At 58.6% G+C, this 26,165-nt stretch carries 24 protein-coding genes; all 24 read left to right on the top strand.

Translation table 11 applies throughout. The features are described from left to right. Positions 1–2 precede the first annotated feature (2 nt). Positions 3–746 (top strand): RNA polymerase-binding protein DksA, encoded by a 744-nt coding sequence (dksA, locus tag ACYVB2_RS03015; RefSeq protein WP_382429165.1) that lies wholly within the window; start codon positions 3–5, stop codon positions 744–746. A gap of 51 nt (positions 747–797) precedes the next feature. Beyond that, a complete protein-coding gene (locus ACYVB2_RS03010; RefSeq protein WP_382429167.1) occupies positions 798–2,579 on the top strand; it encodes an STAS domain-containing protein in 1,782 nt (593 codons plus the stop codon). A 49-nt stretch (positions 2,580–2,628) separates the two neighbouring features. Then, complete coding sequence (gene hslV, locus ACYVB2_RS03005) at positions 2,629–3,192, top strand: ATP-dependent protease subunit HslV (protein ID WP_382429169.1); 564 nt, start codon at positions 2,629–2,631, stop codon at positions 3,190–3,192. Between the two features lie 21 nt (positions 3,193–3,213). Beyond that, positions 3,214–4,530, top strand: a complete 1,317-nt coding sequence (gene hslU, locus ACYVB2_RS03000) for an ATP-dependent protease ATPase subunit HslU (protein WP_382429171.1) — start codon at positions 3,214–3,216, stop codon at positions 4,528–4,530. Between the two features lie 274 nt (positions 4,531–4,804). Then, a complete protein-coding gene (gene rsmH / locus ACYVB2_RS02995) occupies positions 4,805–5,740 on the top strand; it encodes a 16S rRNA (cytosine(1402)-N(4))-methyltransferase RsmH (RefSeq protein WP_382429173.1) in 936 nt (311 codons plus the stop codon). A 46-nt stretch (positions 5,741–5,786) separates the two neighbouring features. Beyond that, positions 5,787–6,065 (top strand): cell division protein FtsL, encoded by a 279-nt coding sequence (gene ftsL, locus ACYVB2_RS02990; RefSeq protein ID WP_382429175.1) that lies wholly within the window; start codon positions 5,787–5,789, stop codon positions 6,063–6,065. Continuing rightward, on the top strand, positions 6,062–7,807 hold the full coding sequence (locus tag ACYVB2_RS02985; protein ID WP_382429177.1) for a peptidoglycan D,D-transpeptidase FtsI family protein: 1,746 nt from the start codon (positions 6,062–6,064) through the stop codon (positions 7,805–7,807). Before ftsL ends, ACYVB2_RS02985 begins: the two co-directional genes overlap by 4 nt. Before the next feature lie 29 nt (positions 7,808–7,836). After that, positions 7,837–9,309 carry a UDP-N-acetylmuramoyl-L-alanyl-D-glutamate--2,6-diaminopimelate ligase gene (locus tag ACYVB2_RS02980; protein ID WP_382429771.1) on the top strand — a complete coding sequence of 491 codons (1,473 nt, stop codon included), beginning with the start codon at positions 7,837–7,839 and terminating at the stop codon, positions 9,307–9,309. Between the two features lie 5 nt (positions 9,310–9,314). Next, complete coding sequence (locus tag ACYVB2_RS02975) at positions 9,315–10,748, top strand: UDP-N-acetylmuramoyl-tripeptide--D-alanyl-D-alanine ligase (RefSeq protein ID WP_382429773.1); 1,434 nt, start codon at positions 9,315–9,317, stop codon at positions 10,746–10,748. Then, entirely contained in the window at positions 10,742–11,920 is a 1,179-nt protein-coding gene (mraY, locus tag ACYVB2_RS02970; protein ID WP_382429179.1) for a phospho-N-acetylmuramoyl-pentapeptide-transferase, read from the top strand. Before ACYVB2_RS02975 ends, mraY begins: the two co-directional genes overlap by 7 nt. A 5-nt stretch (positions 11,921–11,925) precedes the next feature. After that, positions 11,926–13,446, top strand: a complete 1,521-nt coding sequence (murD, locus tag ACYVB2_RS02965) for a UDP-N-acetylmuramoyl-L-alanine--D-glutamate ligase (protein ID WP_382429181.1) — start codon at positions 11,926–11,928, stop codon at positions 13,444–13,446. Next, a complete protein-coding gene (gene ftsW, locus ACYVB2_RS02960) occupies positions 13,446–14,711 on the top strand; it encodes a putative lipid II flippase FtsW (RefSeq protein WP_382429183.1) in 1,266 nt (421 codons plus the stop codon). The genes murD and ftsW overlap by 1 nt, the downstream gene beginning before the upstream one ends. Then, positions 14,708–15,772, top strand: coding sequence for an undecaprenyldiphospho-muramoylpentapeptide beta-N-acetylglucosaminyltransferase (gene murG / locus ACYVB2_RS02955; protein WP_382429185.1), 1,065 nt, complete (start codon positions 14,708–14,710; stop codon positions 15,770–15,772). Before ftsW ends, murG begins: the two co-directional genes overlap by 4 nt. Further along, positions 15,769–17,199 carry a UDP-N-acetylmuramate--L-alanine ligase gene (gene murC, locus ACYVB2_RS02950; protein ID WP_382429187.1) on the top strand — a complete coding sequence of 477 codons (1,431 nt, stop codon included), beginning with the start codon at positions 15,769–15,771 and terminating at the stop codon, positions 17,197–17,199. Before murG ends, murC begins: the two co-directional genes overlap by 4 nt. A gap of 4 nt (positions 17,200–17,203) precedes the next feature. Next, entirely contained in the window at positions 17,204–18,208 is a 1,005-nt protein-coding gene (locus ACYVB2_RS02945) for a D-alanine--D-alanine ligase (protein ID WP_382429189.1), read from the top strand. Then, positions 18,205–18,990, top strand: a complete 786-nt coding sequence (locus ACYVB2_RS02940; RefSeq protein WP_382429191.1) for a cell division protein FtsQ/DivIB — start codon at positions 18,205–18,207, stop codon at positions 18,988–18,990. The genes ACYVB2_RS02945 and ACYVB2_RS02940 overlap by 4 nt, the downstream gene beginning before the upstream one ends. 33 nt (positions 18,991–19,023) lie before the next feature. Continuing rightward, positions 19,024–20,253, top strand: coding sequence for a cell division protein FtsA (gene ftsA / locus ACYVB2_RS02935; protein WP_460535195.1), 1,230 nt, complete (start codon positions 19,024–19,026; stop codon positions 20,251–20,253). Between the two features lie 105 nt (positions 20,254–20,358). Next, positions 20,359–21,591 carry a cell division protein FtsZ gene (ftsZ, locus tag ACYVB2_RS02930; RefSeq protein ID WP_382429195.1) on the top strand — a complete coding sequence of 411 codons (1,233 nt, stop codon included), beginning with the start codon at positions 20,359–20,361 and terminating at the stop codon, positions 21,589–21,591. A gap of 105 nt (positions 21,592–21,696) precedes the next feature. Beyond that, positions 21,697–22,620 (top strand): UDP-3-O-acyl-N-acetylglucosamine deacetylase, encoded by a 924-nt coding sequence (gene lpxC / locus ACYVB2_RS02925; RefSeq protein ID WP_382429197.1) that lies wholly within the window; start codon positions 21,697–21,699, stop codon positions 22,618–22,620. 9 nt (positions 22,621–22,629) lie between these two features. Further along, a complete protein-coding gene (locus ACYVB2_RS02920; protein ID WP_382429199.1) occupies positions 22,630–22,806 on the top strand; it encodes a hypothetical protein in 177 nt (58 codons plus the stop codon). Between the two features lie 201 nt (positions 22,807–23,007). Then, entirely contained in the window at positions 23,008–23,898 is an 891-nt protein-coding gene (locus tag ACYVB2_RS02915) for a glutamate/aspartate ABC transporter substrate-binding protein (RefSeq protein ID WP_382429201.1), read from the top strand. Positions 23,899–23,957: 59 nt separating this feature from the next. Continuing rightward, positions 23,958–24,695: an amino acid ABC transporter permease gene (locus ACYVB2_RS02910; protein WP_382429203.1), complete on the top strand. Its 738-nt coding sequence runs from the start codon at positions 23,958–23,960 to the stop codon at positions 24,693–24,695. Between the two features lies 1 nt (position 24,696). Then, positions 24,697–25,377 (top strand): glutamate/aspartate ABC transporter permease GltK, encoded by a 681-nt coding sequence (gene gltK / locus ACYVB2_RS02905; RefSeq protein ID WP_460535188.1) that lies wholly within the window; start codon positions 24,697–24,699, stop codon positions 25,375–25,377. Positions 25,378–25,400: 23 nt separating this feature from the next. Continuing rightward, positions 25,401–26,129, top strand: coding sequence for an amino acid ABC transporter ATP-binding protein (locus ACYVB2_RS02900; RefSeq protein ID WP_460535185.1), 729 nt, complete (start codon positions 25,401–25,403; stop codon positions 26,127–26,129). The last annotated feature ends 36 nt before the right edge of the window (positions 26,130–26,165 follow it).

Raw genomic sequence — 26,165 nt, 5'->3', positions numbered from 1 at the left:
TGATGACAGCCAAAACCAGTCAATCCAAGGCCCCTGCGGCCACCACCGCTTCTGCCAAAACGCCAGCCAAGTCTGCTGCGAAAACCACACCCAAGGCGGCCAGTACGCGTACGGTGGCTGCCCCTGTTGGGGCAGCACAAGACCCTGTGCGTAGCACGCGGCCTTCTTCGCGCTTGGCCTCATTGACCGTTCCATCCATGGCGCAGGCAGTGGCTTCCACTGCTGCCAAAGCCAGCTACACCAACACCATGCCCTCTACTATGCAAGTGTCGCCCACAGCCGGCTCTATCAAGAAAGATGCCAAACTCGCCAACAACTGGAAAACCAAGTCCGTGGAAGAGCTGACCGATGCCGATGTGCTGGCGATGCCTGACAGCGAGTACATGAACGACACGCAGATGGCTTTTTTCCGCCTCAAGTTGGTCAACCTCAAACGCGACATGCACAACAATGCTGGAGAGACTACCGAGCATTTGCGTGAAGACACCGTGGTGGTGCCCGATCCTGCCGATCGGGCCACTATCGAGGAAGAGCATGCACTGGAGTTGCGCACCCGTGACCGCGAACGCAAACTGCTCAAGAAGATTGAGCAGTCTATTGCCCGTATTGATGCAGGCGACTACGGTTACTGCGATGAAACCGGCGAACCTATCGGTGTAGGGCGTTTGCTGGCCCGCCCCACAGCCACGCTGTCGCTAGAAGCGCAGCAACGTCGTGAACTCAAGCAGAAAATGTTTGGCGATTGATGCCATCAGGCACTGCCTGATCCGCTGTAGCACCCCACGGTCTGTACTGCCATGAGCAAAGAAGAATCTTCCCCTGGTGGCCTGTTGTCCAAGGTGGTGCGCTTTGTGCGCAACCCGACCGTCAATTGGACTGACCTCGATACCATCGAGACTGACCGCGAAAGCCAGTACAGCAAGCAGGTGCTCAAAGAAATGCTCGAGCGCAAGCGGCGCAATGATTTTGTCCGCAAGCGCGAGTTTGACTATTTGCGCAAGCTGCGTCAGCGCGATGCGTTGGCAGGGCACCGGGTAGAAGACCCAGCGGTGCGGCCTTCATTCTTCCAAAGTAGCCTGACGCCACCCGACGACCGGGCCGGTACCATCAAGAAAATTGATGAGATCGAAGCCCAGATGTCAATGCAGTGGTGGAAAGGTAAGTCTGCCACAGAGACTGCTGTGGTGGCCCGCCCCACAGCCACTGCACCTACCAGGCTTCCGGTGCAGTCTGAGGCCTCAGAGACGCGCCCACCACAACATTTGGCCCCCGGCCTGTTTCCCCAACCTCTTTTGCGTGGGGGCGATACCAGTCCGGCCAGTTTGAGTGGATCTTTTGCCTCTACGGTGCCAGTATCACTGCCTGTAGGTTTGGAGCCTCAGGCGGGGGCAGAACCCCTGTTTGCCCACGACAGCATGCCCATTGCCGATTTTGGTGGTGCCTCTGCGCAATGGCTGTCTTCGACCCCGGATGCCCCGCCTGATTTCTTTCCCTTGCCTGCGGTGGTGCCACCTGTCCCTATGGAGCCTTTCGTGCACGACCCCGATTTGGAAGAAGCCGCCATTTTGTTTGCCAATGCCGACTATGCGGGAGCGGGTGCCTGCCTGCTTGATGTGGTGGCCCAGCATCCTGCCGAGGCCAGTGCGCAGTTGCAAGAAATTTGGATGACCCTGTTTGATTTGTATCGGGCTACCGGACAGCAGGAGGCGTTTGACCATCTGGCGATTGATTTTGCTGCACAGTTTGGTCGTTCGGCACCGTTGTGGTTTTCTATGCCTGAACAATTGGGATTGGTCTCGGCCACCCAGGCCAGTGCTGCGGCGCCTGCACGCCGCGACTTTAGCTGGAACGCGCCTAGCAGCCTGACGGTGCAATCGGTGGCGGCATTGCAAGCCTCGTTGGGCCGCGCTGCGCCGCCTTGGACCATGATTTGGAGTCGGGTAGCCAGCATTGACGAAGCGGCGCTGCCAGCATTGACGCAAGAGTTCAACCGCTGGGGTGACCAGAAAGCGCAATTGGTTTTTGTGGGGGCTGAGCGTTTGCAGGCACTGTTGCAAGCCCACACGCAGTCGGGAGACCGTAGCAGCAACCCAGAATGGTGGCGCCTGCGCATGGCTGCATTGCGTTTCATGGGGCAACCTGAAGAGTTTGAACTGGTGGCATTGGATTACTGCGTGACCTATGAGGTCTCGCCACCTTCTTGGGTAGACCCGCGCTGTAGCTACGTGGATGCTGCCGAAGGCGACGGTGCTAGCCATGATTTGCTGGCCCCCAGTGCGCCCGCAGGCGCAGGAGACGCCGTGGCGCCGGTAGGTTTGTCTGGGCACATCGAGGGGGATGCTACCGAAGCCTTGCAGGCGCTCGAAGTGTTGGTGCGCCCCGGTGAGCCGCTGGTCGTGCCCTGCGATCGGCTGATTCGGGTCGATTTTTCTGCGGCGGGGGCGGTGTTGAACTGGGCCGCAGAACAGCAAGCGCAAAAACGCGAAGTCCATTTCAAGAACCTGCATCGCCTGGTGGCCGTGTTGTTCAATGTGGTGGGTATCAATGAGCACGCTTGGGTGATTCCACGCAAGAATTGATGTTTGAAGCTGGCTTGTAAATCGGGCCATTGCTCCCAATTGGGGTTTTATGCAATCCAACAGCGAACAGGCCGTGTTTCACGGCACTACCATTTTGAGCGTGCGCCGCCAAACCCCCGAAGGCATCCAAGTGGCTATTGGTGGTGATGGTCAAGTCACTCTGGGCCATATCGTGGTCAAGGGCACAGCGCGCAAGGTGCGCAAGCTCTACCACGGCAAAGTGCTGGCCGGTTTTGCCGGGGCCACGGCCGATGCCTTTACCTTGTTTGAACGCTTTGAAGCCAAACTAGAAAAGCACCAAGGCCACCTGACCCGTGCCGCCATTGAGCTCACCAAAGACTGGCGCACCGACCGGGTGTTGCGCCGCCTAGAGGCCATGCTGGCCGTGGCCGACCACAGTGCTAGCCTGATCATTACCGGCAATGGCGATGTATTGGAGCCTGAGCAAGGCATCGTAGCCATTGGCAGTGGTGGCGCTTATGCCCATTCTGCCGCCAAGGCGCTGCTCAACAACACCGATTTGCCTGCCGTCGATATTGTGAAAAAGTCGCTCGAAATTGCGGGCGAGTTGTGCATTTACACCAATATGCACCACACCATCGAGACGCTCTAAATTGCCGCCCAAAGGTTTGCCATGTCTCACATGACCCCCCAAGAAATTGTCAGCGCACTAGACCAGCACATCATTGGCCAACCCGCTGCCAAGCGTGCCGTGGCGATTGCCCTGCGTAACCGTTGGCGCCGCCAGCAGGTGGCCGAGCCACTGCGCCACGAAATCACACCCAAAAACATCCTGATGATTGGCCCCACTGGTGTGGGCAAAACCGAAATTGCCCGGCGTTTGGCCCGGCTGGCCGATGCGCCTTTTATCAAGGTAGAGGCCACCAAGTTCACCGAAGTGGGCTATGTGGGCAAAGATGTAGATGCCATCATCCGCGATTTGGCCGAAATTGCTGTCAAGCAAGAGCGCCAAGCCCAGGTGCAAAAAATGCGCGAACGGGCTGAAGACGCGGCAGAAGAACGTATTTTGGATGTGTTGATTCCTTCGGCGCGCACCGGCGAGCCGCCCTCCGACAGCACGGCACGCCAAGTGTTTCGTAAAAAACTGCGCGAAGGCCAATTGGACGAGAAAGAAATCGACATTGATTTGGCCGATACCCACCCCCAAGTTGAAATCATGGGGCCGCAGGGCATGGAAGAAATGGCCGAGCAACTGCGTAGCGTGTTCAGCCAAATGGGCCAAGACAAGCGGCGCACGCGCAAGCTCAAAATTGCCGAGGCGCGTAAGCTGTTGATTGAAGAAGAAGCCGGCAAACTTGTCAATGAAGAAGAAATCAAAACCCGCGCCTTACACAACGCCGAGCAAAACGGCATCGTCTTTATCGACGAGATTGACAAAGTAGCCGCTCGCCAAGAAACCAGCGGCGCCGATGTCTCGCGCCAAGGCGTGCAACGCGACTTGCTGCCCTTGGTAGAGGGCACCACCGTCTCGACCAAATACGGTATGGTCAAAACCGACCATATTTTGTTTGTGGCCTCGGGGGCGTTTCACCTGAGCAAGCCCAGCGATTTGATTCCAGAATTGCAGGGGCGTTTTCCAATTCGGGTCGAGTTGGATTCTTTGTCAGTCCAAGACTTTGAAGGCATCCTGAACCAAACCAACGCCTCGCTGGTCAAGCAATACCAGGCGCTGTTGGCTACCGAGGGGGTGCAACTCGAATTTACCCCCGAAGGCATTACCCGTTTGGCACGCATTGCCTTTGAAGTGAATGAGCGCACCGAAAACATCGGCGCTCGGCGCCTCTCCACCGTGATGGAGCGCCTGCTGGATGAAGTCAGTTTTGATGCAACACAGCGCAGCGGCCAGAGCGTGTTGGTGGATGCGGCTTATGTGGATGAACGTTTGCAAGCCTTGAGCAAAGACGAAGACTTGTCACGCTATATTCTTTGACGTTCTAGCTTCTCAGGAGAGTGGCGCCCCAGCCGGTTAAATTGGGACAGCGCCTTGGGGGGGAATGCCAATTCCTGCTACAGTGCAAAGAGTTTGCGCTATGGTCGGAAAAAGCGCATTTTTCCCCGGTTTTTCGGGGCAAGTCAACGAAAAAACTAGCTGGGGTGTCTGTGTTCCAAGGGCGTTGTTCGCGGGGTCGGAGTGCGAAGGGGGGGCTGTTGCTGCGCGCCCCTAAAAAAATGTCACGGTTCTGGGCCTGTTATTGGGAGCAACCATGACCACGCCTATGCTGCAACACACAACCGTGTTATTGGATGAGGCCGTGGATGCCCTGCTGGGAAACGCCACGGACATGGGGCCAGACAGCCTTTGGGTGGATGCCACTTTTGGTCGTGGTGGGCACTCTAGGCATATTTTGTCTCGATTACCGCCAGTCGGGCGCTTGCTGGCGTTCGACAAAGACCCAGAGGCCATTTCCGAAGCAGCGCGCATCCACGATGCGCGTTTTTCGATTCGCCATGAGGGGTTTTGCCACTTGGCCGATCTGCCAACGGGCAGTGTGGCGGGGGTGTTGATGGATTTGGGCATCAGCTCGCCGCAAATTGACAGCCCGGAGCGCGGCTTTAGTTTCCGCTTTGATGGCCCCTTGGATATGCGCATGGACACCACGCGCGGTCAAGGCGTGGCCGATTGGTTGGCGCAGGCCGATGCAGCGCAGATTGCCCAAGTGGTGCGTGACTATGGCGAGGAGCGTTTTGCTGGGCCTATTGGGCGTGCCATTGTGGCGCGGCGCCAAGAGCGTGGCCCCTTGAGTACAACCGCCGAACTGGCCGATTTGGTAGCCACCGTGGTGAAAACCCGCGAAGGTGGTCAGCACCCGGCCACACGCACCTTTCAGGCGTTGCGCATTTTTATCAATGCTGAACTCGATGAGTTGCAACAGGCGCTACAGGCGAGCCTGGATGTGCTGCGCCCCGGTGGGCGGCTGGTGGTGATCAGCTTTCACTCGCTGGAAGATCGCATCGTCAAGCAGTTTATTGCCCAGCATGCCAAAGAAGTCTACGACCGCCGTATGCCCTTTGCGCCACCGCAAGCCATGCGCTTGCAGGCACTGGAGCGCATCAAGCCGGGGGCGGCTGAAGTGGCTGCAAACCCACGGGCCCGCAGTGCCGTGATGCGGGTGGCCCAGCGCACAGAGGTGGCAGCATGAGCCAGTGGTGGGGCGGTGGTTGGGGTACAGCAGGGGACGCGCGGGCATGATGCGCTTGAATCTGGTGTTGCTGGTGCTGGTGGTGCTCAGCGCCATGTATGTGGTGCGCACGCAGTACGAGGCGCGCGTGTTGTACACGGCGCTAGACCGGGCGGTGGCCGAGGCGCGGCGGTTAGAGACCGAGCACGAGCGTTTGCAGGTAGAGAAGCGGGCGCAGGCAACGCCACTGCGGGTCGAGACCATGGCCCGTGACCAGCTGCACATGCGTACGGCCACACCCCCCATCACGCAGTATGTGGCTGCGCCCACCAAGGAGCAGCCATGAGCCGCAGCGTGCTCTACACCTCCAGTCCGTTGTTGGCGAGCAAGACGCCTGTTTGGCGCAGCCGTTTTATTGTGGGCATGATTGCGCTGGGCTTTGTAGGGTTAGGCGCGCGTGCGGCCTATGTGCAAGTGGTAGGAAATGACTTCTTTCTGCGTCAAGGTGAGGTGCGTTTTGCCCGCACGCTAGAGCTGCCTGCTAATCGGGGCAAGATTCTGGATCGCAATGGCTTGATCTTGGCCTCCAGTGTGCCTGCGGCCAGTATTTGGGCCATTCCCGAAGATGTGGAGATGCAAGCCCCAGAGGTGCGGGCCAAACTGCCCGAACTGGCCAAGCTGTTGGAGATGCCCTTGGCCGAGTTGCAGGCCAAACTGGCCGATGAAGACAAAACGTTTGTCTGGATCAAGCGCCAATTGGATTGGGAAACAGGGCAAAAGATTGCCGCCCTCGATATCAAGGGTATTTATCAACGCAAAGAATACCGGCGCCAATATCCAGAAGGCGAGTCCGCGGCCCACGTAGTGGGCTTTACCAACGTGGAGGACAAGGGCCAAGAAGGCATGGAATTGGCCTTTGACAAACTGTTGGCAGGCAAGGCCGGTTCGCGTCGGGTGATCAAAGACCGGCTGGGTCGGGTGGTCGATGGGGTGGGTGAGGAGGTGCCGCCACAAGATGGACGCGACATGCAGTTGTCCATCGACAGCAAGGTGCAGTTCTTTGCCTACCAGAAGCTGCGCGATCAAGTAGAAGCGCACAAGGCCAAGGCGGGCAGTGTGGTGGTGCTCGATGCCAATACGGGGGAGGTGTTGGCGCTGGCTAACTACCCGAGCTACGTGCCAGACAAGCGCAAAAACCTGACCGGAGAGCAGCTGCGCAACCGTGCTATTACCGATACCTTCGAGCCGGGCTCTACCATGAAGCCCTTTACCGTGGGCATTGCGCTAGAGACCAAACGTGTGCGCCCCGAGACAGTGATTGATACCAACCCTGGGCGCATCACTATCACTGGCTCCACCATTTCGGATACGCACAACTACGGCGCGCTGACGGTGGAGGGGGTGATCCAAAAGTCCAGCAACGTTGGCACTACCAAGTTGGCTATGCAAATGCCCGCTAAGGAGATGTGGGAAACCTTTTCTGCTGCGGGCTTTGGTCAGAAACCACAAATTGCCTTCCCTGGGGCGGTGAGTGGCCGTTTGCGGCCCTACAAAACCTGGCGCCCAGTGGAGCAGGCCACGATGTCGTATGGCTATGGCCTCTCGGCCAGCCTGTTCCAAATGGCCCGCTCTTACACCGTGTTTGCCCACGATGGCCGCATCATTCCTGCCACCATGCTCAAGAGCAGTGAATCGGCGGTGGGGGTGCCAGTGTTTTCGTCCAAAACCGCCAGCCAAGTGCGCAAGATGCTGGAGATGGCCGCTGGCCCCGGTGGCACCGGCCAACGTGCCCAAACCTTGGGCTACTCGGTGGGGGGGAAGTCGGGTACTGCGCGCAAACAAATTGGCAAAAGCTATGCCGCAGGCAAGTACCGCGCTTGGTTTACAGGTATGGCTCCCATCGATAAGCCACGCATCATTGTGGCTGTGATGGTGGATGAGCCTAGCAACGGGCAGGTTTATGGGGGGCTGGTGGCTGCACCCGTGTTCAGCGAGGTGGTGCAGCAGACCTTGCGCATGATGGGTGTGCAGCCCGATATTGATGTCAAGCCGCAGATTGTGGCCAACCCTGTGGAGGAGTCCCTGTGATCGTTCATCTCTCTTCGTTTCAGGAAGCCATGCAGTGGCTGCGTGCCCGTGTCACAGGCACTTTGCAGACCGACAGTCGCCAAGTGCAGCCCGGTGATGGTTTCATTGCTTGGCCAGGGGCCAGCACCGATGGGCGCTCCCATGTGCAGGATGCCCGTGCCCGTGGGGCGGTGGCCTGTTTGGTGGAACAGGCTGGCGTGGAGTCCTTCGCATTGGACGGTGAGGATGTGGCGGTGTACACCGGCCTGAAGATCGCCACTGGATTGATCGCTGCTGAGTGGTTTGGCTCACCCAGCAAGGCGGTGGACGTGGTGGCCTTTACAGGCACCAATGGCAAAACCAGCAGTGCGTGGTGGCTGGCTAGCGCCTTGAGTGGGCTGATTCGTGAGCCAGTGCATGATGAGCCCATTCCCTGTGCCTTGGTGGGCACCTTAGGGATGGGGGTATTGCCCCGACTGACCATGACGGGGCTAACAACCCCAGACCCCGTGCGTTTGCAGCGGGCCTTGCGCCAGTTTGCTGATGCCGGGGTGCGTACCTGTGCCATAGAGGCTTCCTCTATTGGGTTGGCCGAGCACCGTCTGGCAGGCACCCGCATTCGGGTGGGGGTGTTCACCAACTTCACCCAAGACCACCTCGATTACCACGGCAGTATGGAGGCTTATTGGCAGGCCAAGTCGGCACTGTTTGATTGGCCAGGCATGGAGGCTGCGATCATCAATATCGATGACCCTCAAGGGATGCTGCTGCACGCCTCACTGGCGGGCCGTGGGCTGGATTTGTGGAGCGTGTCTATGCGCCAAGAGGCCCGCTTGCAGGCGCAAGATCTGGATTTGGGTGGCGATGGTCTGCGTTTCGTCGTGGTAGAGGGCGAGGAGCAGTACCTTTTGCAGACGGCCCTGATTGGTGATTACAACGTCTCTAACCTACTGGGCGTGATTGCTGCGTTGCGCACCTTGGGCATCCCTTTACAAGCGGCTGTGCAGGCTTGCGAGCAGTTAGAGCCCGTGCCGGGCCGCATGCAGCGCATCATAGCCCCTGGCCAGCCCTTGGTGGCAGTGGACTATGCCCATACCCCTGATGCCTTGGCCCAGGCACTGCGCGCATTGCGTCCGGTGGCACAGGCCCGTGGTGGTCAGCTGTGGTGCATTTTTGGCTGTGGTGGCGAACGCGACAGCAGCAAGCGTCCCTTGATGGGGGCTGTGGCCCAGCAAGGGGCCGATTGGGTGGTAGTGACCAGTGACAACCCACGCAGCGAGCCGCCCGAGCACATCATCCACCAAATTTTGCAGGGCACGATTGCAGGCACTACCTTGCTGGTGGAGCCAGATCGCGCTGCGGCCATTTCTGAAACGCTGGCCGAAGTCGATGCCGCTGATGTGGTGCTGATTGCGGGCAAAGGCCATGAAGACTACCAAGAAACCGCGGCGGGACGCCGCCCCTTTTCTGATATGGCCCAAGCGCAAGTAGCTCTGCAACGCAGGGGAGGCGGTGCGTTATGAACAGTATGATGAAGCTGGCCCATGCGCTGGGCTGGATAGGCCAATGGCAGCCACAAGCGTGCCTGGTGGGACATGCGGGCGTGTCTATTGCCAGGGTGCATACCGATAGCCGTACCTTGCAGCCGGGCGATTTGTTTGTGGCTCTCAAGGGAGAGCGTTTTGACGCCCACGACTTTCTGGCCCAAGCGCGTGCGGTCGGGGCGGTAGCCGCCATTGCCCATACGGGGCGGCTGGCAGAAGTAGGTTTGCCCGGCATTGAGGTGCCCGATACGCTGGTGGCTTTGGGGGCATTGGCAGCTGGTTGGCGTAGCCAATTTGCTTTGCCATTGGTGGCCGTGACGGGCAGCAATGGCAAAACCACGGTCACGCAAATGGTGGCCTCTATTTTGCGCGCCTATGCAGGCGAGGCCGCATTGTTTACCCAAGGCAACCTGAACAACGCCATTGGTGTGCCGCAAACCTTGTTGCGCCTGACGGCAGCGTACCGCATCGGTGTGGTCGAGTTGGGCATGAACCACCCCGGCGAGATTGCCGAGTTGGCCCGCATGGCCCAACCGACCGTAGCGTTGGTGAACAACGCCCAACGTGAACACCTGGAGTTCATGGGCACGGTACAAGCCGTGGCCGAAGAAAACGGCTCTGTGCTCACCGCACTGCCTGCCGATGGCGTGGCGGTGTTTCCCGCCGATGAACCCTATACCCCGCTTTGGCGCGGTTTGGCGGGGGCGCGCCGTTGCCTCACTTTTGGCGGCGCAGGTGCTGATGTGCAGGCGCTGGCTGCCCACTGGTGTGATGGCGCTTGGCAGGTGCAAATCACTACTGCGCAAGGGCAATTTGCTACTGCTTTGCACATTGCAGGCCGCCATAACGTGCGCAACGCGCTGGCGGCCACCGCCTGCGCGCTGGCAGCAGGGGTGCCTCTGGCAGCAATTGCCCAAGGGCTGGGCGCTTTTACGCCAGTCAAGGGGCGTTCGCGGGCGTTGGCGGTGGTGCTGGCTGGGCGCAGCGTTACGGTGGTGGATGACACCTACAACGCCAATCCCGACTCGGTACGCGCTGCCATCGACGTGTTGACGGATTTGCCAGGCCCGCGCTTGCTGGTGCTGGGCGATATGGGCGAGGTGGGCGATGAGGGGCCACAGTTTCATGCCGAGGCTGGGCGTTATGCCTCAGCCTGCGGCATAGAGCAACTGCTGGTGTTGGGGACACAAACCAGGCACGCTGTGGCCGCTTTTGGCCCCAACGCACAGCATTTTGACAACATGGCGCAACTGCAAGAAGCAGTGCGCGCAGCCCTGCCCACTGTGGGCAGTGTGCTGATCAAGGGATCACGCTTCATGAAGATGGAACAGGTGCTGGAGGTGCTCACGGCACCCGCACAGACACATACCGCAGTGACCACTGCTGGTGCATCTGCCGCTATGGGGGCTGCATGCTGATTTGGTTGGCGCAGTGGTTGCAGGGCTTGTCGCCCGATTTTGGTTTCTTTCGGGTGTTTCAGTATTTGACGTTCCGTGCCGTGATGGCCGCCCTGACGGCGCTGCTGATTGGTTTGGTGGCTGGCCCAGCCGTCATTCGCCGTCTGACGGCCTTGAAGATTGGTCAACCGATTCGCACCAACGGCATGGAAACCCACCATGTCAAGAGTGGCACACCCACCATGGGGGGGGTGTTGATTTTGATGTCGATTGCTGTCTCTACCCTGCTGTGGTTTGACTGGGCCAATCGTTTTGTCTGGATTGTGCTCATCGTCACGCTGGGCTTTGGGGCCATTGGTTGGGCCGATGATTGGCGCAAAGTGGTCAATAAAGACCCCGAGGGGATGCCCTCGCGTGAAAAATATATGTGGCAGTCGATCATTGGGCTGCTGGCGGCGTTGTATTTGGTGTTCAGCATTTCTGAGAGCAACAACTACAAGGTGTTCGAGTTGTTCATGTCTTGGGTGCGCTCGGGCTTTGATGTCAACTTGCCAGCGCAAGCGGGGTTGCTGCTGCCCTTTTTCAAGGAAGTGAGCTATCCGTTGGGTGTGTTGGGCTTTGTCATCATGACTTATTTGGTGATTGTGGGGGCCAGCAATGCGGTCAATCTCACCGATGGCCTGGACGGTTTGGCCATCATGCCGGTGGTGATGGTGGGTTCTGCCCTGGGGGTGTTTGCTTATGTGACGGGCAATGTGTTCTATGCCAAATACTTGTTTTTGCCACACATCGCTGGTTCTGGGGAGCTGCTGATTTTTTGCGCTGCAATGGCGGGGGCTGGACTGGCCTTTTTATGGTTCAACACCCACCCAGCACAGGTTTTTATGGGTGATGTTGGGGCGCTGGCGCTGGGCGGAGCATTGGGCACGATTGCCGTCATCGTGCGCCAAGAGATTGTGCTAGCCATCATGGGTGGCATTTTTGTGGTGGAGGCGCTGTCGGTGATGGCGCAGGTGACTTGGTTCAAGTTCACCAAAAAGCGTTATGGCGAAGGGCGTCGTTTGCTCAAGATGGCTCCACTGCACCACCATTTTGAGAAAAGTGGCTGGAAAGAGACCCAGGTGGTGGTGCGCTTTTGGATCATTACCATGCTGTTGTGCTTGGTCGGTTTGTCCACCCTGAAACTGCGGTAACTGCCATGTCGTTGCAAGACCAGCATATTTTGATTCTGGGCCTAGGGGCTTCGGGTTTGGCGATGGCACGTTGGTGTGCGCGTGCAGGTGCCCATGTCACCGTGGCTGATACCCGTGCCCAGCCACCCCAGTTAGAAACCTTGCAGGCCGAGTGGCCTCAGGTGGCGTTTGTAGCGGGCCCGTTCAGTGCCGATCTGGTGCAAGGGCAGCCAGTGCAAGCGGTGTACCGCTCGCCCGGCCTCAGCCCCGATGCAGTGGCTCCGGTGTTGGTGGCTGCCAGTGCCAGCGGTATTGTCACTGGGGGAGAGTTGAGCCTGTTCTTTCTGGCCTTGCAGGACTTGCAGGTCCGCCAAGGTTACGCCCCCGCAGTGCTGGCGATCACGGGCACCAATGGCAAGACAACTGTTACCTCACTCACCGGGCAATTGGTTGAGCGTGCAGGCAAAACGGTGGCGGTGGCAGGCAACATTGGCCCCACGCTGCTCGATACGCTGGCAGCACGGTTAGAGGCCTCTGCGTTGCCCGATGTGTGGGTGTTGGAGCTGTCGAGCTTTCAGTTAGACAGCGTCACTGGCTTTGAGCCCACCGCTGCCGCTGTGTTGAACGTTACACAAGACCACCTCGATTGGCATGGCAGCATGGAGGCCTACGCCAATGCCAAGGCGCGCATTTTTGGAGCCAATGCGCTGATGGTGCTCAATCGCGAAGATGCAGCCGTCATGGCTATGTTGCCTGCGCCAGTACGTACCAAGCTGCAAAAAACCGCGCAGCGGGCCCATGTCACTTTTGGTGGCGATCTGCCCCGGCGCCCTGGCGACTTTGGTATCGAAACGGTTGGTGGCATGGCTTGGCTTGTGCGGGCAGCACTGGCTGACGAGACACGCCAGCGCAGCCGTACGGCCCAAGAGCCAGAGGAGCTGCATATCCAACGCTTGATGCCTGCCGATGCCTTGCGCATCCGCGGGCGGCACAACGCCATCAATGCGCTGGCGGCTCTGGCCTTGGCCCAGTCGGCAGGTTGTGCGCTGGCCCCGATGCTGTATGGCTTGCGTGAATACCAGGGTGAGCCGCACCGTGTGGAGTCGGTAGGGCTGGTCAATGGAATTGAATACTTTGACGACAGCAAGGGCACCAATGTGGGGGCCACTGTAGCGGCACTCACAGGTTTGGGGGCCGACCGGCGCTTGGTCGTCATTTTGGGGGGCGATGGCAAGGGCCAAGACTTTGCCCCATTGGCCGTGCCCGTGGCCCGCCATGTGCGTGCGGTGGTGCTGATAGGGCGTGATGCACCGCAGATTCAGGCTGCCCTGCAAGAGACGGGCGTCCCCTTGTTGCGGGCAGCCACCCTGCCCGAGGCCGTGCAGCAGGCCACACAGCAAGCACTTGCAGGGGATGCAGTGCTCATGTCGCCTGCCTGCGCCAGTCTGGATATGTTCAAAGACTACGCGCACCGCGCCCAGGTGTTTTGCGAAGCCGTGCAAACTTTGGCCGATGAATGTGGTCAGACGCTGGGAGGCGGGCTGTGATGGACGAGCGCATCGGTCTGCACCACCGTATTCGGGGCTGGTTTCAGCCTGCCCAGGCGCAGGCTGCCGATGGCCTGCCTGTGCGGGTCGGTGGCATGGAGTACCGTCAGACCTCCACCACACCGGCCAGTGTGTTGGGGTTTGATCAGGCGTTGCTGTGGGTGGTCGTGGCGTTGCTGGCCTGGGGGCTGGTGATGGTCTATTCGGCCTCCATTGCCCTGCCAGACAACCCCCGTTTTGGCAAGATTGCACCTACCCATTTTTTGGTGCGCCATATCTTTGCCTTGGTGATGGCGTTTGTTGCCGGGCTGATGGCTTTTCAAGTCCCGATGGTGGTTTGGGAGCGCCATGCACGCAGCCTCTTTTTGTTGGCTTTGTTCATGTTGGTGCTGGTGCTCATTCCCCATGTGGGCACGGTAGTCAATGGAGCCCGGCGCTGGTTGTCGTTGGGAGTGATGAATTTTCAGCCGTCAGAGTTGGCCAAGTTCGCGGTGCTGATCTATGCCGCCGACTACATGGTGCGCAAGATGGAAGTCAAGGAGCGATTCTTCCGTGCTGTGCTGCCGATGGGCGCTGCGGTGGCGATTGTGGGCGCATTGTTGCTGGCCGAGCCAGACATGGGCGCTTTTATGGTGATTGCCGTGATCGCAATGGGCATCCTCTTTTTGGGAGGGGTCAATGCGCGCATGTTCTTCATGATTGCGGCTATTTTGGTGCTGGCCTTTGCCGCTATGGTGTGGTTCTCTGATTGGCGACGCGAGCGTATTTTTGCGTACCTCGATCCGTGGAGCGAGAAGCATGCGCTGGGCAAAGGCTACCAGTTGTCGCACTCCCTCATCGCCATTGGTCGGGGCGAGATTTTTGGGGTAGGACTCGGTGGCAGCGTTGAAAAGCTGCACTGGCTGCCCGAAGCGCATACCGACTTTTTACTGGCAGTGATTGGCGAGGAATTTGGTCTGATTGGGGTGTTGGTGCTCATCACCCTGTTCTTCTGGCTCACCCGGCGCATCATGCACATTGGTCGCCAAGCGATTGCGCTGGATCGGGTGTTTTCTGGTTTGGTTGCACAAGGGGTGGCGATGTGGATGGGTTTTCAGGCATTCATCAATATGGGGGTGAATCTTGGAGCCCTGCCTACCAAGGGCTTGACCTTGCCGTTGATGAGCTTTGGTGGATCGGCCATCTTGATGAATTTGGTGGCATTGGCCGTGGTTTTTCGTGTGGACTACGAAAATAAATTACTCATGCGCGGAGGTCACGCATGAAGCAGAAAACGGCACTTGTCATGGCCGGTGGCACGGGCGGGCACATCTTTCCAGGGTTGGCGGTGGCACAGGCACTGCGTGAGCGTGGTTGGCAGGTGCATTGGTTGGGTGCGCCCGCCAGCATGGAGGCCCGCTTGGTGCCCCCGCAAGGTTTTGTGCTCGAGACCATAGATTTTTCTGGTGTGCGCGGCAAAGGCCTCAAAACCTTGGCTCTGTTGCCTTGGCGCTTGCTGACGGCAGTGGGGCAGGCGCTGGCTGTGGTGCGCCGGGTGCAGCCCGACGTAGTGGTCGGTCTGGGGGGCTACATCAGCTTTCCGGGGGGCGTGGCGGCACGGCTATCAGGCAAGCCCTTGGTGCTGCATGAGCAAAACTCCGTCGCTGGCATGGCCAATAAGCTGTTGGCCCGTGTGGCCGACCAAGTGTTCACGGCCTTTCCGGGCGTGTTTGCCCAAGGACACTGGGTGGGTAATCCTTTGCGGGCTGCTTTTTTGCAGCACGCCGCTCCTGCAGAGCGTTTTCTAGGGCGCAGCGGGCCGTTGCGCCTGTTGGTGGTGGGGGGCAGCTTGGGGGCCAAGGCACTGAACGAGGTAGTGCCTCAGGCGCTGGCCTTGTTGCCTGCGGGGCAGCGGCCCGTGGTCACACACCAAAGTGGTGCGGCGCAAATTGACGCCCTGCGTGCCCACTATGCTGCTGCGGGCGTTGAAGCCACCCTCACACCATTCATTGAGGATACGGCCCAAGCTTTTGCTGATGCCGATGTGATCGTCTGTCGTGCGGGCGCCAGCACAGTGACGGAGATCGCCGCCATTGGCGCGGCGGCCATTTTTGTCCCCTTCCCGGCAGCCGTAGACGACCACCAAACTGCCAATGCGCGCTTTTTGGTGGATGCAGGTGCGGGTTGGTTGGTGCCACAGCCCGAGTTGTCAGCGCAGATGCTGGCCAAAATGTTACAAACCCTAGAGCGCCCAACCCTGTTGCAGCGCGCAATCAAGGCCAAAGAAATGCAAAAAACAGAAGCCACACTGGTGGTGGTCAGTGCGTGTGAGGCGTTGCTGGCATGAAACACGCGGTTCAACATATCCATTTTGTCGGCATGGGTGGCTCGGGCATGAGCGGCATTGCCGAAGTGCTGCACAACTTGGGCTACACCATCTCTGGTTCCGATTTGGCCGACAGCGCCACCCTGCGCCGTTTGCAAGGGCTGGGTATCAGCACCTATCTAGGCCATGATGCTGCCCATATTGCCGGTGCCGATGCTGTAGTGACGTCCACCGCTGTGCAATCCGACAATCCTGAAGTGCAGGCAGCCCGGGCCAAAAAAATCCCGGTGGTGCCCCGTGCCCTGATGCTGGCCGAGCTGATGCGCATGAAGCAAGGTATTGCTATTGCTGGAGCCCACGGCAAAACCACCACCACCAGCCTGGTGACCAGTGTGCTGGCCGAAGGTGGCCTAGACCCCACTTTTGTGATCGGTGGGCGCCTCAACAGTGCGGGAGCCAATGCCAAACTGGGCAGTGGAGAATACATTGTGGTGGAGGCCGACGAGTCCGATGCCTCGTTCCTGAACCTGCTGCCCGTGATGGCAGTCGTTACCAACATCGATGCCGACCACATGGAAACCTACGGCCACGACTTTGGCCGGCTGAAAAAAGCATTTGTTGATTTTCTGCACCGGATGCCCTTCTATGGCACGGCCATTTTGTGCATTGACAGCCCTGCGGTGCGTGACATCCTGCCCGAAGTCACCTGCCCCATCACCAGCTATGGCTTTGCCGAAGATGCCCAAGTCCGTGCCGTCAATGTGCGAGCCCAAGCTGGGCAGATGCACTTTACCGTGCAACGGCGCAATGGCGTCACCTTGCCCGATTTGGACGTCGTGCTCAACTTGGCAGGAGAGCACAATGTGCTCAATGCCTTGGCTGCGGTGGCGGTGGCGGTAGAGTTGAACATTTCTGATGAGGCACTGCTGCGGGCATTGGCAGGGTTTCGGGGGGTGGGACGGCGTTTTCAGCGGTATGGCGACTGGCCTGCACCTGCCGGTGGCGGTGTTTTTACCCTGATAGACGATTACGGCCACCACCCGGTCGAGATGGCCGCCACACTGGCGGCAGCGCGTGGTGCCTTTCCGGGGCGCCGTTTGGTGCTGGCTTTCCAACCCCACCGTTATACCCGTACCCGCGACTGTTTTGAGGACTTCGTCAAGGTCATTGGCAGTGCCGATGCCGTGCTGCTCACAGAGGTTTATGCCGCTGGTGAAGCGCCTTTGGTGGCTGCTGATGGCCGCGCTTTGGCCCGTGCTTTGCGTGTGGCCGGGCGCATTGAGCCCGTGTTTGTTGACAATGTGACAGATTTGCCACAAACCATTGTCGATCAGGTGCAGCCGGGCGATGTGGTGCTGTGTATGGGGGCTGGCACCATCGGTGCCGTGGCCGCAAAAGTGGTGGATTTGCTACAGAATCAAGAGCTGCTGATCGCAGCATCGGAGTAAAGGAATGAGTCTCCTGGATGTCAATATCGATGTGGCGGCACTGGGCAAAGTGGCCGTCTTGATGGGGGGCAGTTCCGCCGAGCGCGACGTCTCGCTCATGTCGGGCAGTGGCGTTTTGCAGGCATTGCGTGCGCGGGGTGTGGATGCCCACCTGTTTGACCCGGCCTACAACGACTTGGGCGACCTGAAACGCCAAGGCTACAGCCGCTGTTTTATTGCCCTGCATGGCCGCCACGGCGAAGATGGCACGGTGCAAGGTGCGCTTGAGCTACTGGGCATTCCCTACACTGGCTCAGGCGTGCTGGCCTCCAGCATTGCCATGGACAAGATCATGACCAAACGCCTGTGGCGGGCCGAGGGTTTGCCTACCCCTGATTGGCGTTTGGTAGCCAACGCCACAGAGACCGAACAGGCTTTGCAAGCACTGGGTGCGCCCATGATCGTCAAGCCTGCCCGCGAAGGTTCCACCATCGGCCTGACCAAAGTGACCGATGTGGCGCAGTGCGCCCAAGCCTATCAGCTTGCTTCGCGCTATGACCCCGAAGTGCTGTGCGAGCAATTTATTGCCGGTGATGAGACCACCTGCCCGATTCTGGGCGAAGCCGCCAGCGCCCAAGCCTTGCCCGTGATTCGTATCGTGGCCCCCCAAGGCAACTATGACTACGAGCACAAATACTTTACCGACGACACCCAATACCACTGCCCCAGTGGTCTGCCCGCAGTCGAGGAGCAAGCCATCCAAGAACTGGTGGTGCAGGCTTTTCGTACCTTGGGCTGCCGGGGGTGGGCCAGAGCCGACATCATGATCCGTGCTACCGATCGCCAGCCGTTTCTGCTGGAGATCAACACTTCGCCGGGCATGACCGGGCATTCTTTGGTGCCGATGTCGGCCCGTGCGGCGGGCATCAGTTATGAAGACCTGTGCTTGCGCCTGCTGGCCCAAGCGACCCTCGACACACCACTGCAAGACCGTCACACCGCCACTGTGCGGTCTGGAGACGCTGCATGACAGACACACTGCCCGCACCGCTGGACGTCCGGCTCATGAACCTGGCCGCCTCGGTCTTGTTTTTGGGCTGCGTCGTGCTGGTGCTGGCAGCCGGGGCTTGGTGGGCGCTGCGTCACCCGGCATTTGCCATTGGGCGGATTGTGGTACAGGGTGAACTGGTGCATAACAATGCCGTCACCTTGCGTGCCAACGTGGCGCCCCAGCTTACTGGCAACTTTTTTACCGTGGATCTTCAAGCGGCCCGCAAAGCTTTTGAACAGGTGCCTTGGGTGCGCAAGGCCCAGATTCGTCGCCAGTATCCGCGCACTCTGGAAGTGGTGCTGCAAGAGCACCATGCCGTGGCGCACTGGGGCCGGGAGTCGGGCGAAGAAATGGTCAACAGCCAGGGCGAGGTGTTCGAGGCCAATGGTGACGAGGCTGACCTGGATGATCTGCCCCGTCTGCATGGCCCGCAAGACCAATCGACGCAAGTCTGGCAGATGTACCAACGTTTACAGACCCTGCTGGGGGCACCTATCAAGACGTTAGAGCTCTCGGGGCGTGGCGGCTGGAAGGTCACCTTCCAAGGCGGCGCCGTGGTGGAATTGGGGGGGGGGAGCGCCCAAGAGGTGGAGCAGCGTGCTCAACGCTTTGTCAGCACCCTGGCGCAGGTGGCAGCGCACTATGGGCGCAAGCCCGATGCATTGGAGTCGGCAGACTTGCGCCACAGTGGTGGTTACGCCGTGCGTTTGCGTGGTGTAACCACAGTGGCACCGGGCACTGCATCAACAGCGCGCAAATAAGGCGGCACAGGACAACAAAAGGCAGACACGGATATGGCAAGAGAATACAAAGATGTGGTGGTCGGGCTGGACATCGGTACGGCCAAGATCATGGCGGTGGTGGCTGAAGTGTTGCCCAGTGGTGCCCTCAAGTTGGTGGGTTTGGGCGTGGCCCCCAGTAACGGCCTCAAGCGTGGAGTGGTTGTCAATATCGATGCCACCGTGCAAAGCATCCAGCTGGCCCTCAAAGAGGCCGAGTTGATGGCCGACTGCAAGATCCAGCGGGTCTACACAGGCATCACGGGCAGTCATATTCGGGGCTTGAATTCCAGTGGAATGGTGGCTGTCAAAGACAAGGAAGTCACAGCTGCCGACGTAGCCCGTGTGGTCGAGACTGCCAAGGCCATCAACATCTCCAGCGATCAGCGCCTGCTGTTGGTGGAGCCGCAAGAGTTTGTGATTGACGGCCAAGACGTCAAAGAGCCCATTGGCATGAGCGGTATTCGTCTCGAAGCCAAAATCCACATTGTGACTGGGGCACAAAGTGCCGCCGAAAACATCATCAAGTGTGTGCGCCGCTGCGGCCTGGAAGTGGAGCAACTGCTGCTGAACCCACTGGCTTCCAGCCAAGCAGTGCTCACCGACGACGAGCGCGAGCTGGGTGTGGCGGTGGTGGATATCGGTGCTGGCACGACCGATGTTGCCATCTTCACGGGGGGGGCCATTCGACACACAGCCGTCATTCCGGCTGCGGGCGATCTGATTACCAGCGATATTGCGATGGCGTTGCGCACCCCCACCAAGGATGCCGAAGACATCAAGGTAGAAAGTGGCTATGCCAAGCAGATGCTGGCCGACCCTGAAGCCCAAGTAGAAGTCCCCGGTCTGGGTGACCGGGGCCCACGCATGTTGAGCCGCCAGGTACTGGCTGGCGTGGTGGAGCCGCGCGTAGAAGAAATATTCTCGCTGGTGCAACAGGTGATTCGCGAGTCTGGCTATGAAGAAGTGCTGTCTTCGGGTATCGTACTGACTGGCGGCAGTTCCGTCATGCCGGGCATGGTGGAGTTGGGCGAGGACATTTTCCTGAAGCCAGTACGCCGGGGCATTCCTAAATATTCCAGCGCCCGGGCCGACATGGTGGCCCAACCGCGTGCTGCCACCGTAATGGGGCTGCTCGAAGAAGCGCGTTTGGCGCGCATGCGTGGTTTCAAGGTGGCACAGAAAACCGGCACGGTACAGACCGTCTTTGGCCGGTTCAAAGAATTCATCGTAGGAAATTTCTGATCGTGAAGCGCGCGAGGACGTACACTGCGCGGCAAAAAAACACGGTCTTTACCTTTTATTTACTTTTGCCAGCGCATACCATTCAGGGTCAGGAGCACCAACAACATGCCAATTGAAATCATCGATGTGGAAGAATTCAACCAAGGCACGCAGATCAAGGTCATTGGTGTCGGTGGTGGTGGTAGCAATGCGGTAGAACACATGATTGCACGCCATGTGCAAGGTGTCGAGTTTGTCAGTGCCAACACCGACGCACAGGCACTCAACCGCAGTTCTGCCCACCGCATTATTCAACTGGGCCAAAACGGCTTGGGTGCGGGCAGCCGCCCCGAGAGAGGCCGTGAGGCCGCCGAAGCCGCCATTGACGATATCCGTGCTGCTATTCAGGGCGCGCACATGCTGTTTATTACCGCAGGCATGGGCGGCGGCACCGGCACTGGCGCTGCGCCGGTGATTGCACGGGTGGCCAAAGAGATGGGCATTCTCACCGTGGGCGTGGTTACCAAGCCCTTCGATTGGGAAGGCAATCGCCGGATGCAAAATGCCGACAATGGTTTGGCCGAGCTGGAGTCAAACGTCGATTCGCTGATCGTTGTGCTCAACGAAAAGCTGCTTGACGTGCTGGGCGACGAGGTCACCCAAGACGAAGCCTTTGCCCATGCCAATGATGTGCTGCGCAACGCCGTGGGTGGTATTGCCGAAATCATCAACGAGTACGGCCAAGTCAATGTCGACTTTGAAGACGTGCGTACCGTGATGGGTGAGCCGGGCAAGGCCATGATGGGAACGGCTACTGCCAGCGGTCCCGACCGTGCCCGTATTGCCGCCGAGCAAGCCATTGCGTGCCCGCTGCTGGAAGGCATTGATCTGTCTGGTGCCAAGGGCGTATTGGTGTTGGTAACCGCCAGCAAGGGCAGCCTCAAGCTGTCTGAGTCGCGCTTGGCCATGAACACCATCAATGCCTATGCCTCGCAAGATGCCCACGTCATCTTCGGTGCGGCTTACGACGAAACTTTGGGCGATGCCATCCGCGTCACAGTGGTTGCCACCGGCCTGTCGCGCCAAAATGCCCGCCGCCAAAACATTCAGGTGGTGCAAGGCGGTTTGCGCACTGGCACTGACAACGTAGCCTACCAAGTGGCGGGCTTGGGTGGCAGCATGGGGGGAGGCTCTGGCTTGGGCGCTGGCAGTGCAGCGGGAGCCGACTACCACGGTATGGCTGTGCCCAGCGTTTGGCGTACCAACCGCAATCAGGCTGCAGCCAGGGTCGACGCGCTGTCCTCCGGTGGCATGGACGATCTGGAGATTCCAGCGTTCCTGCGCAAACAGGCCGACTGATCTTGTAGAGCGCGTGGGCTGCGCGCGGGGTATTTATCGTTGCCATAGTCAAGGTTTTGGGGGCAAAGCCTGTGCGTTGTTGTCCCCAAAAACTAAAATCGGCCTATGCTCCAGCAACGTACTCTCAAAACGCTGACCCGTGCTGTCGGCGTGGGTCTTCATAGTGGTCAACGGGTAGAGCTCACCCTGCGACCAGCCCAGCCCGACACCGGCATCGTCTTTCGCCGCATCGACTTGCCAGAGCCCGTCGATATTCCGATTTCGGCCACCGCCGTGACAGACACACGCATGGCCTCCACGATTTCTGCGGGCCATGCCAAGGTGCATACGGTGGAACATTTGATGTCGGCTTGTGCAGGTTTGGGTATTGATAACCTGTATGTGGACATCACTGCGGAAGAAGTTCCCATCTTGGATGGATCTTCAGCCTCTTTTGTGTTTTTGTTGCAAAGTGCGGGCATCGCCTTACAAAATGCGCCCAAGCGTTTTATTCGGGTCACGCGCCCGGTGCAGGTGTCTCAGGGCGAGGGCGTACAAGCCAAATGGGCGCGGTTGGAGCCCTACCACGGCTTCAAACTGCGCTTTGAGATCGATTTTGCCCATCCGGCCGTGGATTCCACGGGCCAGTGCGTAGAGTTTGACTTGGGCAGTGGCAACTACAGCCGCGATATTGCCCGCGCCCGCACCTTTGGTTTTACCAAAGATGTAGAAATGATGCGCGCCAACGGCTTGGCGCTGGGGGGCGGACTGGACAACGCCATCGTCATGGATGACTACAAGGTGCTCAATGCCGATGGCTTGCGCTATGACGATGAGTTTGCCAAGCACAAGATTTTGGATGCCATGGGGGATTTGTACCTGATTGGCAAACCCCTGCTGGCGGCTTACAGTGCCTTTCGCTCCGGCCATGCGCTCAACAACCTGTTACTGCGCGAGTTGCAGGCCCAGCCCGATGCTTGGGAATGGGTGAGCTTTGACAGCGAGCGTCAGGCACCCAAGGGTTTTGCCCTGCCTGCGCGTGCTTGGTAAGGTGGTGCGATGCTGCTGTTTCGCTGGCTGGTGATCTTGCTGTTGATCGTGGCAGCAGTGTGTTTTGCTTTTTATGTGGGAACAGGCCGGGCCTACTACAAGCGATTAGGCTTTATTGTGCTGAAGTGGACGTCGATTGCCGCTACGTTGTTCTTTGCGGTATTGATTGCAGAACGGGTGTTTTAAGCGAGGGGCTGTGTCGGAAATCCGATGGCTTGTAGTGTTGCATTGCCGGAAATCCGAGATGGTCGGGTGTTGCGTCTAAATTTTATCTATTGAAATCAATAGGTTAGATGGTTAATGTGGGCGGCACACACTGGCACAGTGTTTGCGAAACAAAGAGCGTGAAGCCGGCAGTCGGCTTTTTCCTGTTTTGGAGACAAACCCATGAAAAACATTGCCCTCATCGCTACTGTGCTTGCTGCTACCTTGGCTTCTGGTGTTCAGGCGCAGGAGTCGCCGACCCTCAAGAAGATCAAAGACAGTGGCACCATCACGCTTGGTCATCGGGAATCCTCCATTCCCTTTTCTTACTACGATGACAAGCAGCAAGTCATTGGGTATTCGCACGAGCTGATGCTCAAGGTGGTTGAGGGCGTGAAGGCTGAACTCAAACTGGCCAAGCTCGATACCCGGTTGATGCCAGTGACTTCGGCCAACCGCATTACGTTGGTTCAAAACGGCACGGTAGACATTGAATGCGGCTCCACTACCAACAACAGTGAGCGGCAAAAGCAGGTAGCGTTCTCTAACAGCATCTTTGTGGTTGGCACCCGTCTGATGGCAAAGAAGACATCGGGTGTTCAAGACTTTCCAGACTTGGCAGGCAAAAATGTGGTCTCTACGGCGGGTACCACGTCTGAGCGTCTGATTCGCAAGATGAACGAGGATAAGAAGATGCGCATGAACATCATCTCGGCCAAAGACCACGGTGAATCTTTCTTGACACTGGAGAGTGGTCGTGCAGTGGCCTTCATGATGGATGATGCCCTGCTTTATGGCGAAATGGCCAAGGCGCGTAAACCCGATGACTGGATGGTCACCGGCACTGCACAGTCCAAAGAAGCCTATGGCTGCATGTTGCGCAAGGACGACCCCGGCTTTAAGCGCGTGGTAGACACGGCCCTGGCCAAGGCCATGACTTCTGGTGAGGCTACCAAGATTTACGCCAAGTGGTTTACCAGCCCTATCCCCCCCAAGGGACTCAATCTCAATATGCCCATGTCTGAAGACATGAAGGCGCTGCTCAAGGCTCCTAACGATAAGTTCTTCGATTAACAGCGGACTGGGTCGCTCGCAGCCCTGGGGGGCTGCGGGTGCCTGGGCAAGGAGATCGCATGAGCTATCAATGGAATTGGACGGTCTTCCTGCAGCCCAGTGCCAGCGGGGATGACACCTATCTGGGCTGGATGTTGGCGGGTCTGCAAATGACGGTCTCGCTGTCACTGGCAGGCTGGCTGCTGGCGCTATTGCTGGGGGCCGTGGTGGGGGTGCTGCGCACAGCGCCCAATCGGGTGTTGGCAGGTTTGGCGGGTGCCTATGTGGAGTTGTTCCGCAACGTGCCGCTGCTGGTGCAATTGTTTGGCTGGTACTTTATCTTGCCCGAATTGTTGCCGCCTGCCTTGGGTGATGCCTATAAGCAATCGAACCCGGTGCTGCAGCAGTTTTTGGCTTCCATGATTTGTTTGGGCTTGTTCACCAGCGCGCGCGTGGCTGAGCAGGTGCGGGCTGGTATTGAGTCGTTGCCGCGCGGCCAGCGCAATGCAGGGCTGGCACTGGGCCTGACGTTGCCCCAAACCTACCGCTTCGTGATTTTGCCCATGGCCTTTCGGGTCGTGGTGCCGCCACTGACGTCGGAGTTTCTCAATATCTTCAAAAACTCGGCGGTGTGCTCCACCATCGGCTTGTTGGAGTTGGCGGCCCAAGGGCGCCAGTTGGTCGATTACACAGCGCAACCCTATGAGTCCTTCATTGCGGTCACGTTGGCTTACCTGTTGCTGAATGTGACGGTGATGGCTGCGATGAAAAAAGTCGAGAGCCGCATTCGGGTGCCCGGCTACTTGGGAGGAAAGTGACATGCATGAATTCGATTGGTCTTCCATTCCCGGAGCACTGCCCTTCCTTTGGGAGGGTATGCAGACCTCGCTCAAGATCACGTTCATCGCGATGGTGGTGGGCATTGTTTGGGGTACTTTGCTGGCGATGATGCGCTTGTCGTCGGTGCGCTGGCTGTCGGTTTTTGCGGCGGGCTATGTCAACCTGTTCCGTGCCATTCCGCTGGTCATGGTGCTGCTGTGGTTCTTCTTGATCGTGCCGCGCTTTACTGAGGAGCTGTTTGGCTTGCCACCTGGCACCGATTTGCGTCTGGCCTCGGCGATGGCTGGGTTTGCCCTGTTTGAGTCTGCGTATTACTCAGAAATCATCCGTGCTGGTATTCAGAGTGTGCCCAAGGGGCAATTGAGTGCCTGCTATGCGTTGGGCATGAACTACCCACAAGCGATGCGCTTTGTCATTTTGCCGCAGGCGTTTCGCAACATGGTGCCGTTGCTGCTGACCCAAGGCGTGATCTTGTTCCAAGATACCTCGCTGGTCTACGTTTCGGCGCTGGCCGACTTCTTTGGCGCGGCCTACAAGGTGGGCGACCGCGATGGCCGTCTGATTGAGCTGCTGTTGTTTGCGGGGCTGGTCTACTTTGTCATCTGCTTTGCGATTTCCATGCTGGTCAAGCAGCTACAGAAAAAACACCGTCCGGCCTGAGCGCCGTACCTTAGGAGACTTTCATGATCCAGATTTCTAATGTGGGCAAGCACTACGGGGCTTTTCAGGTGCTCAAAAATTGCACCACCACGATCAATAAAGGCGAAGTGGTCGTGGTGTGCGGCCCTTCGGGCTCGGGCAAATCGACACTCATCAAATGTGTGAATGGCTTGGAGCCGTTCCAGTCGGGTGAGATTGTGGTCAATGGCACCTCGGTGGGCGCTGCGGGCACCAACCTGTCCAAACTGCGGGCGCATGTGGGCATGGTGTTTCAGCATTTCGAGCTGTTTCCCCACATGAGCATCACCGACAACCTGAGTCTGGCCCAAGTCAAGGTCTTGGGCCGCTCTGAAGACGAAGCACGGGAGAAGGGCTTGAAGCTGCTCGACCGTGTGGGCTTGAAAGCCCATGCACATAAATTTCCGGGCCAGCTTTCGGGAGGCCAGCAGCAACGTGTAGCTATTGCCCGGGCGCTGGCGATGGACCCGATTTGCATGTTGTTTGATGAGCCGACCTCGGCACTCGACCCCGAGATGGTCAACGAGGTGCTGGACGTGATGACTGAATTGGCCCAAGAGGGCATGACCATGATGTGCGTGACCCACGAAATGGGCTTTGCCAAGCGGGTGGCCAACCGGGTGATCTTCATGGATCAAGGCAGCATTATTGAAGACGACCAGAAAGAAGCCTTCTTCAGCAATCCGCAGTCGGAGCGGGCGCGCCAGTTCCTTGCAAAAATCTTGCAACACTGAGCCGCAAGACGACAAAAAATAACCACAGGAGACAAA

Source organism: Giesbergeria giesbergeri (assembly GCF_054779375.1).
The sequence above is the reverse complement of the archived record's forward strand: the minus strand, read 5'-3'. Positions and strand labels throughout refer to the sequence as shown.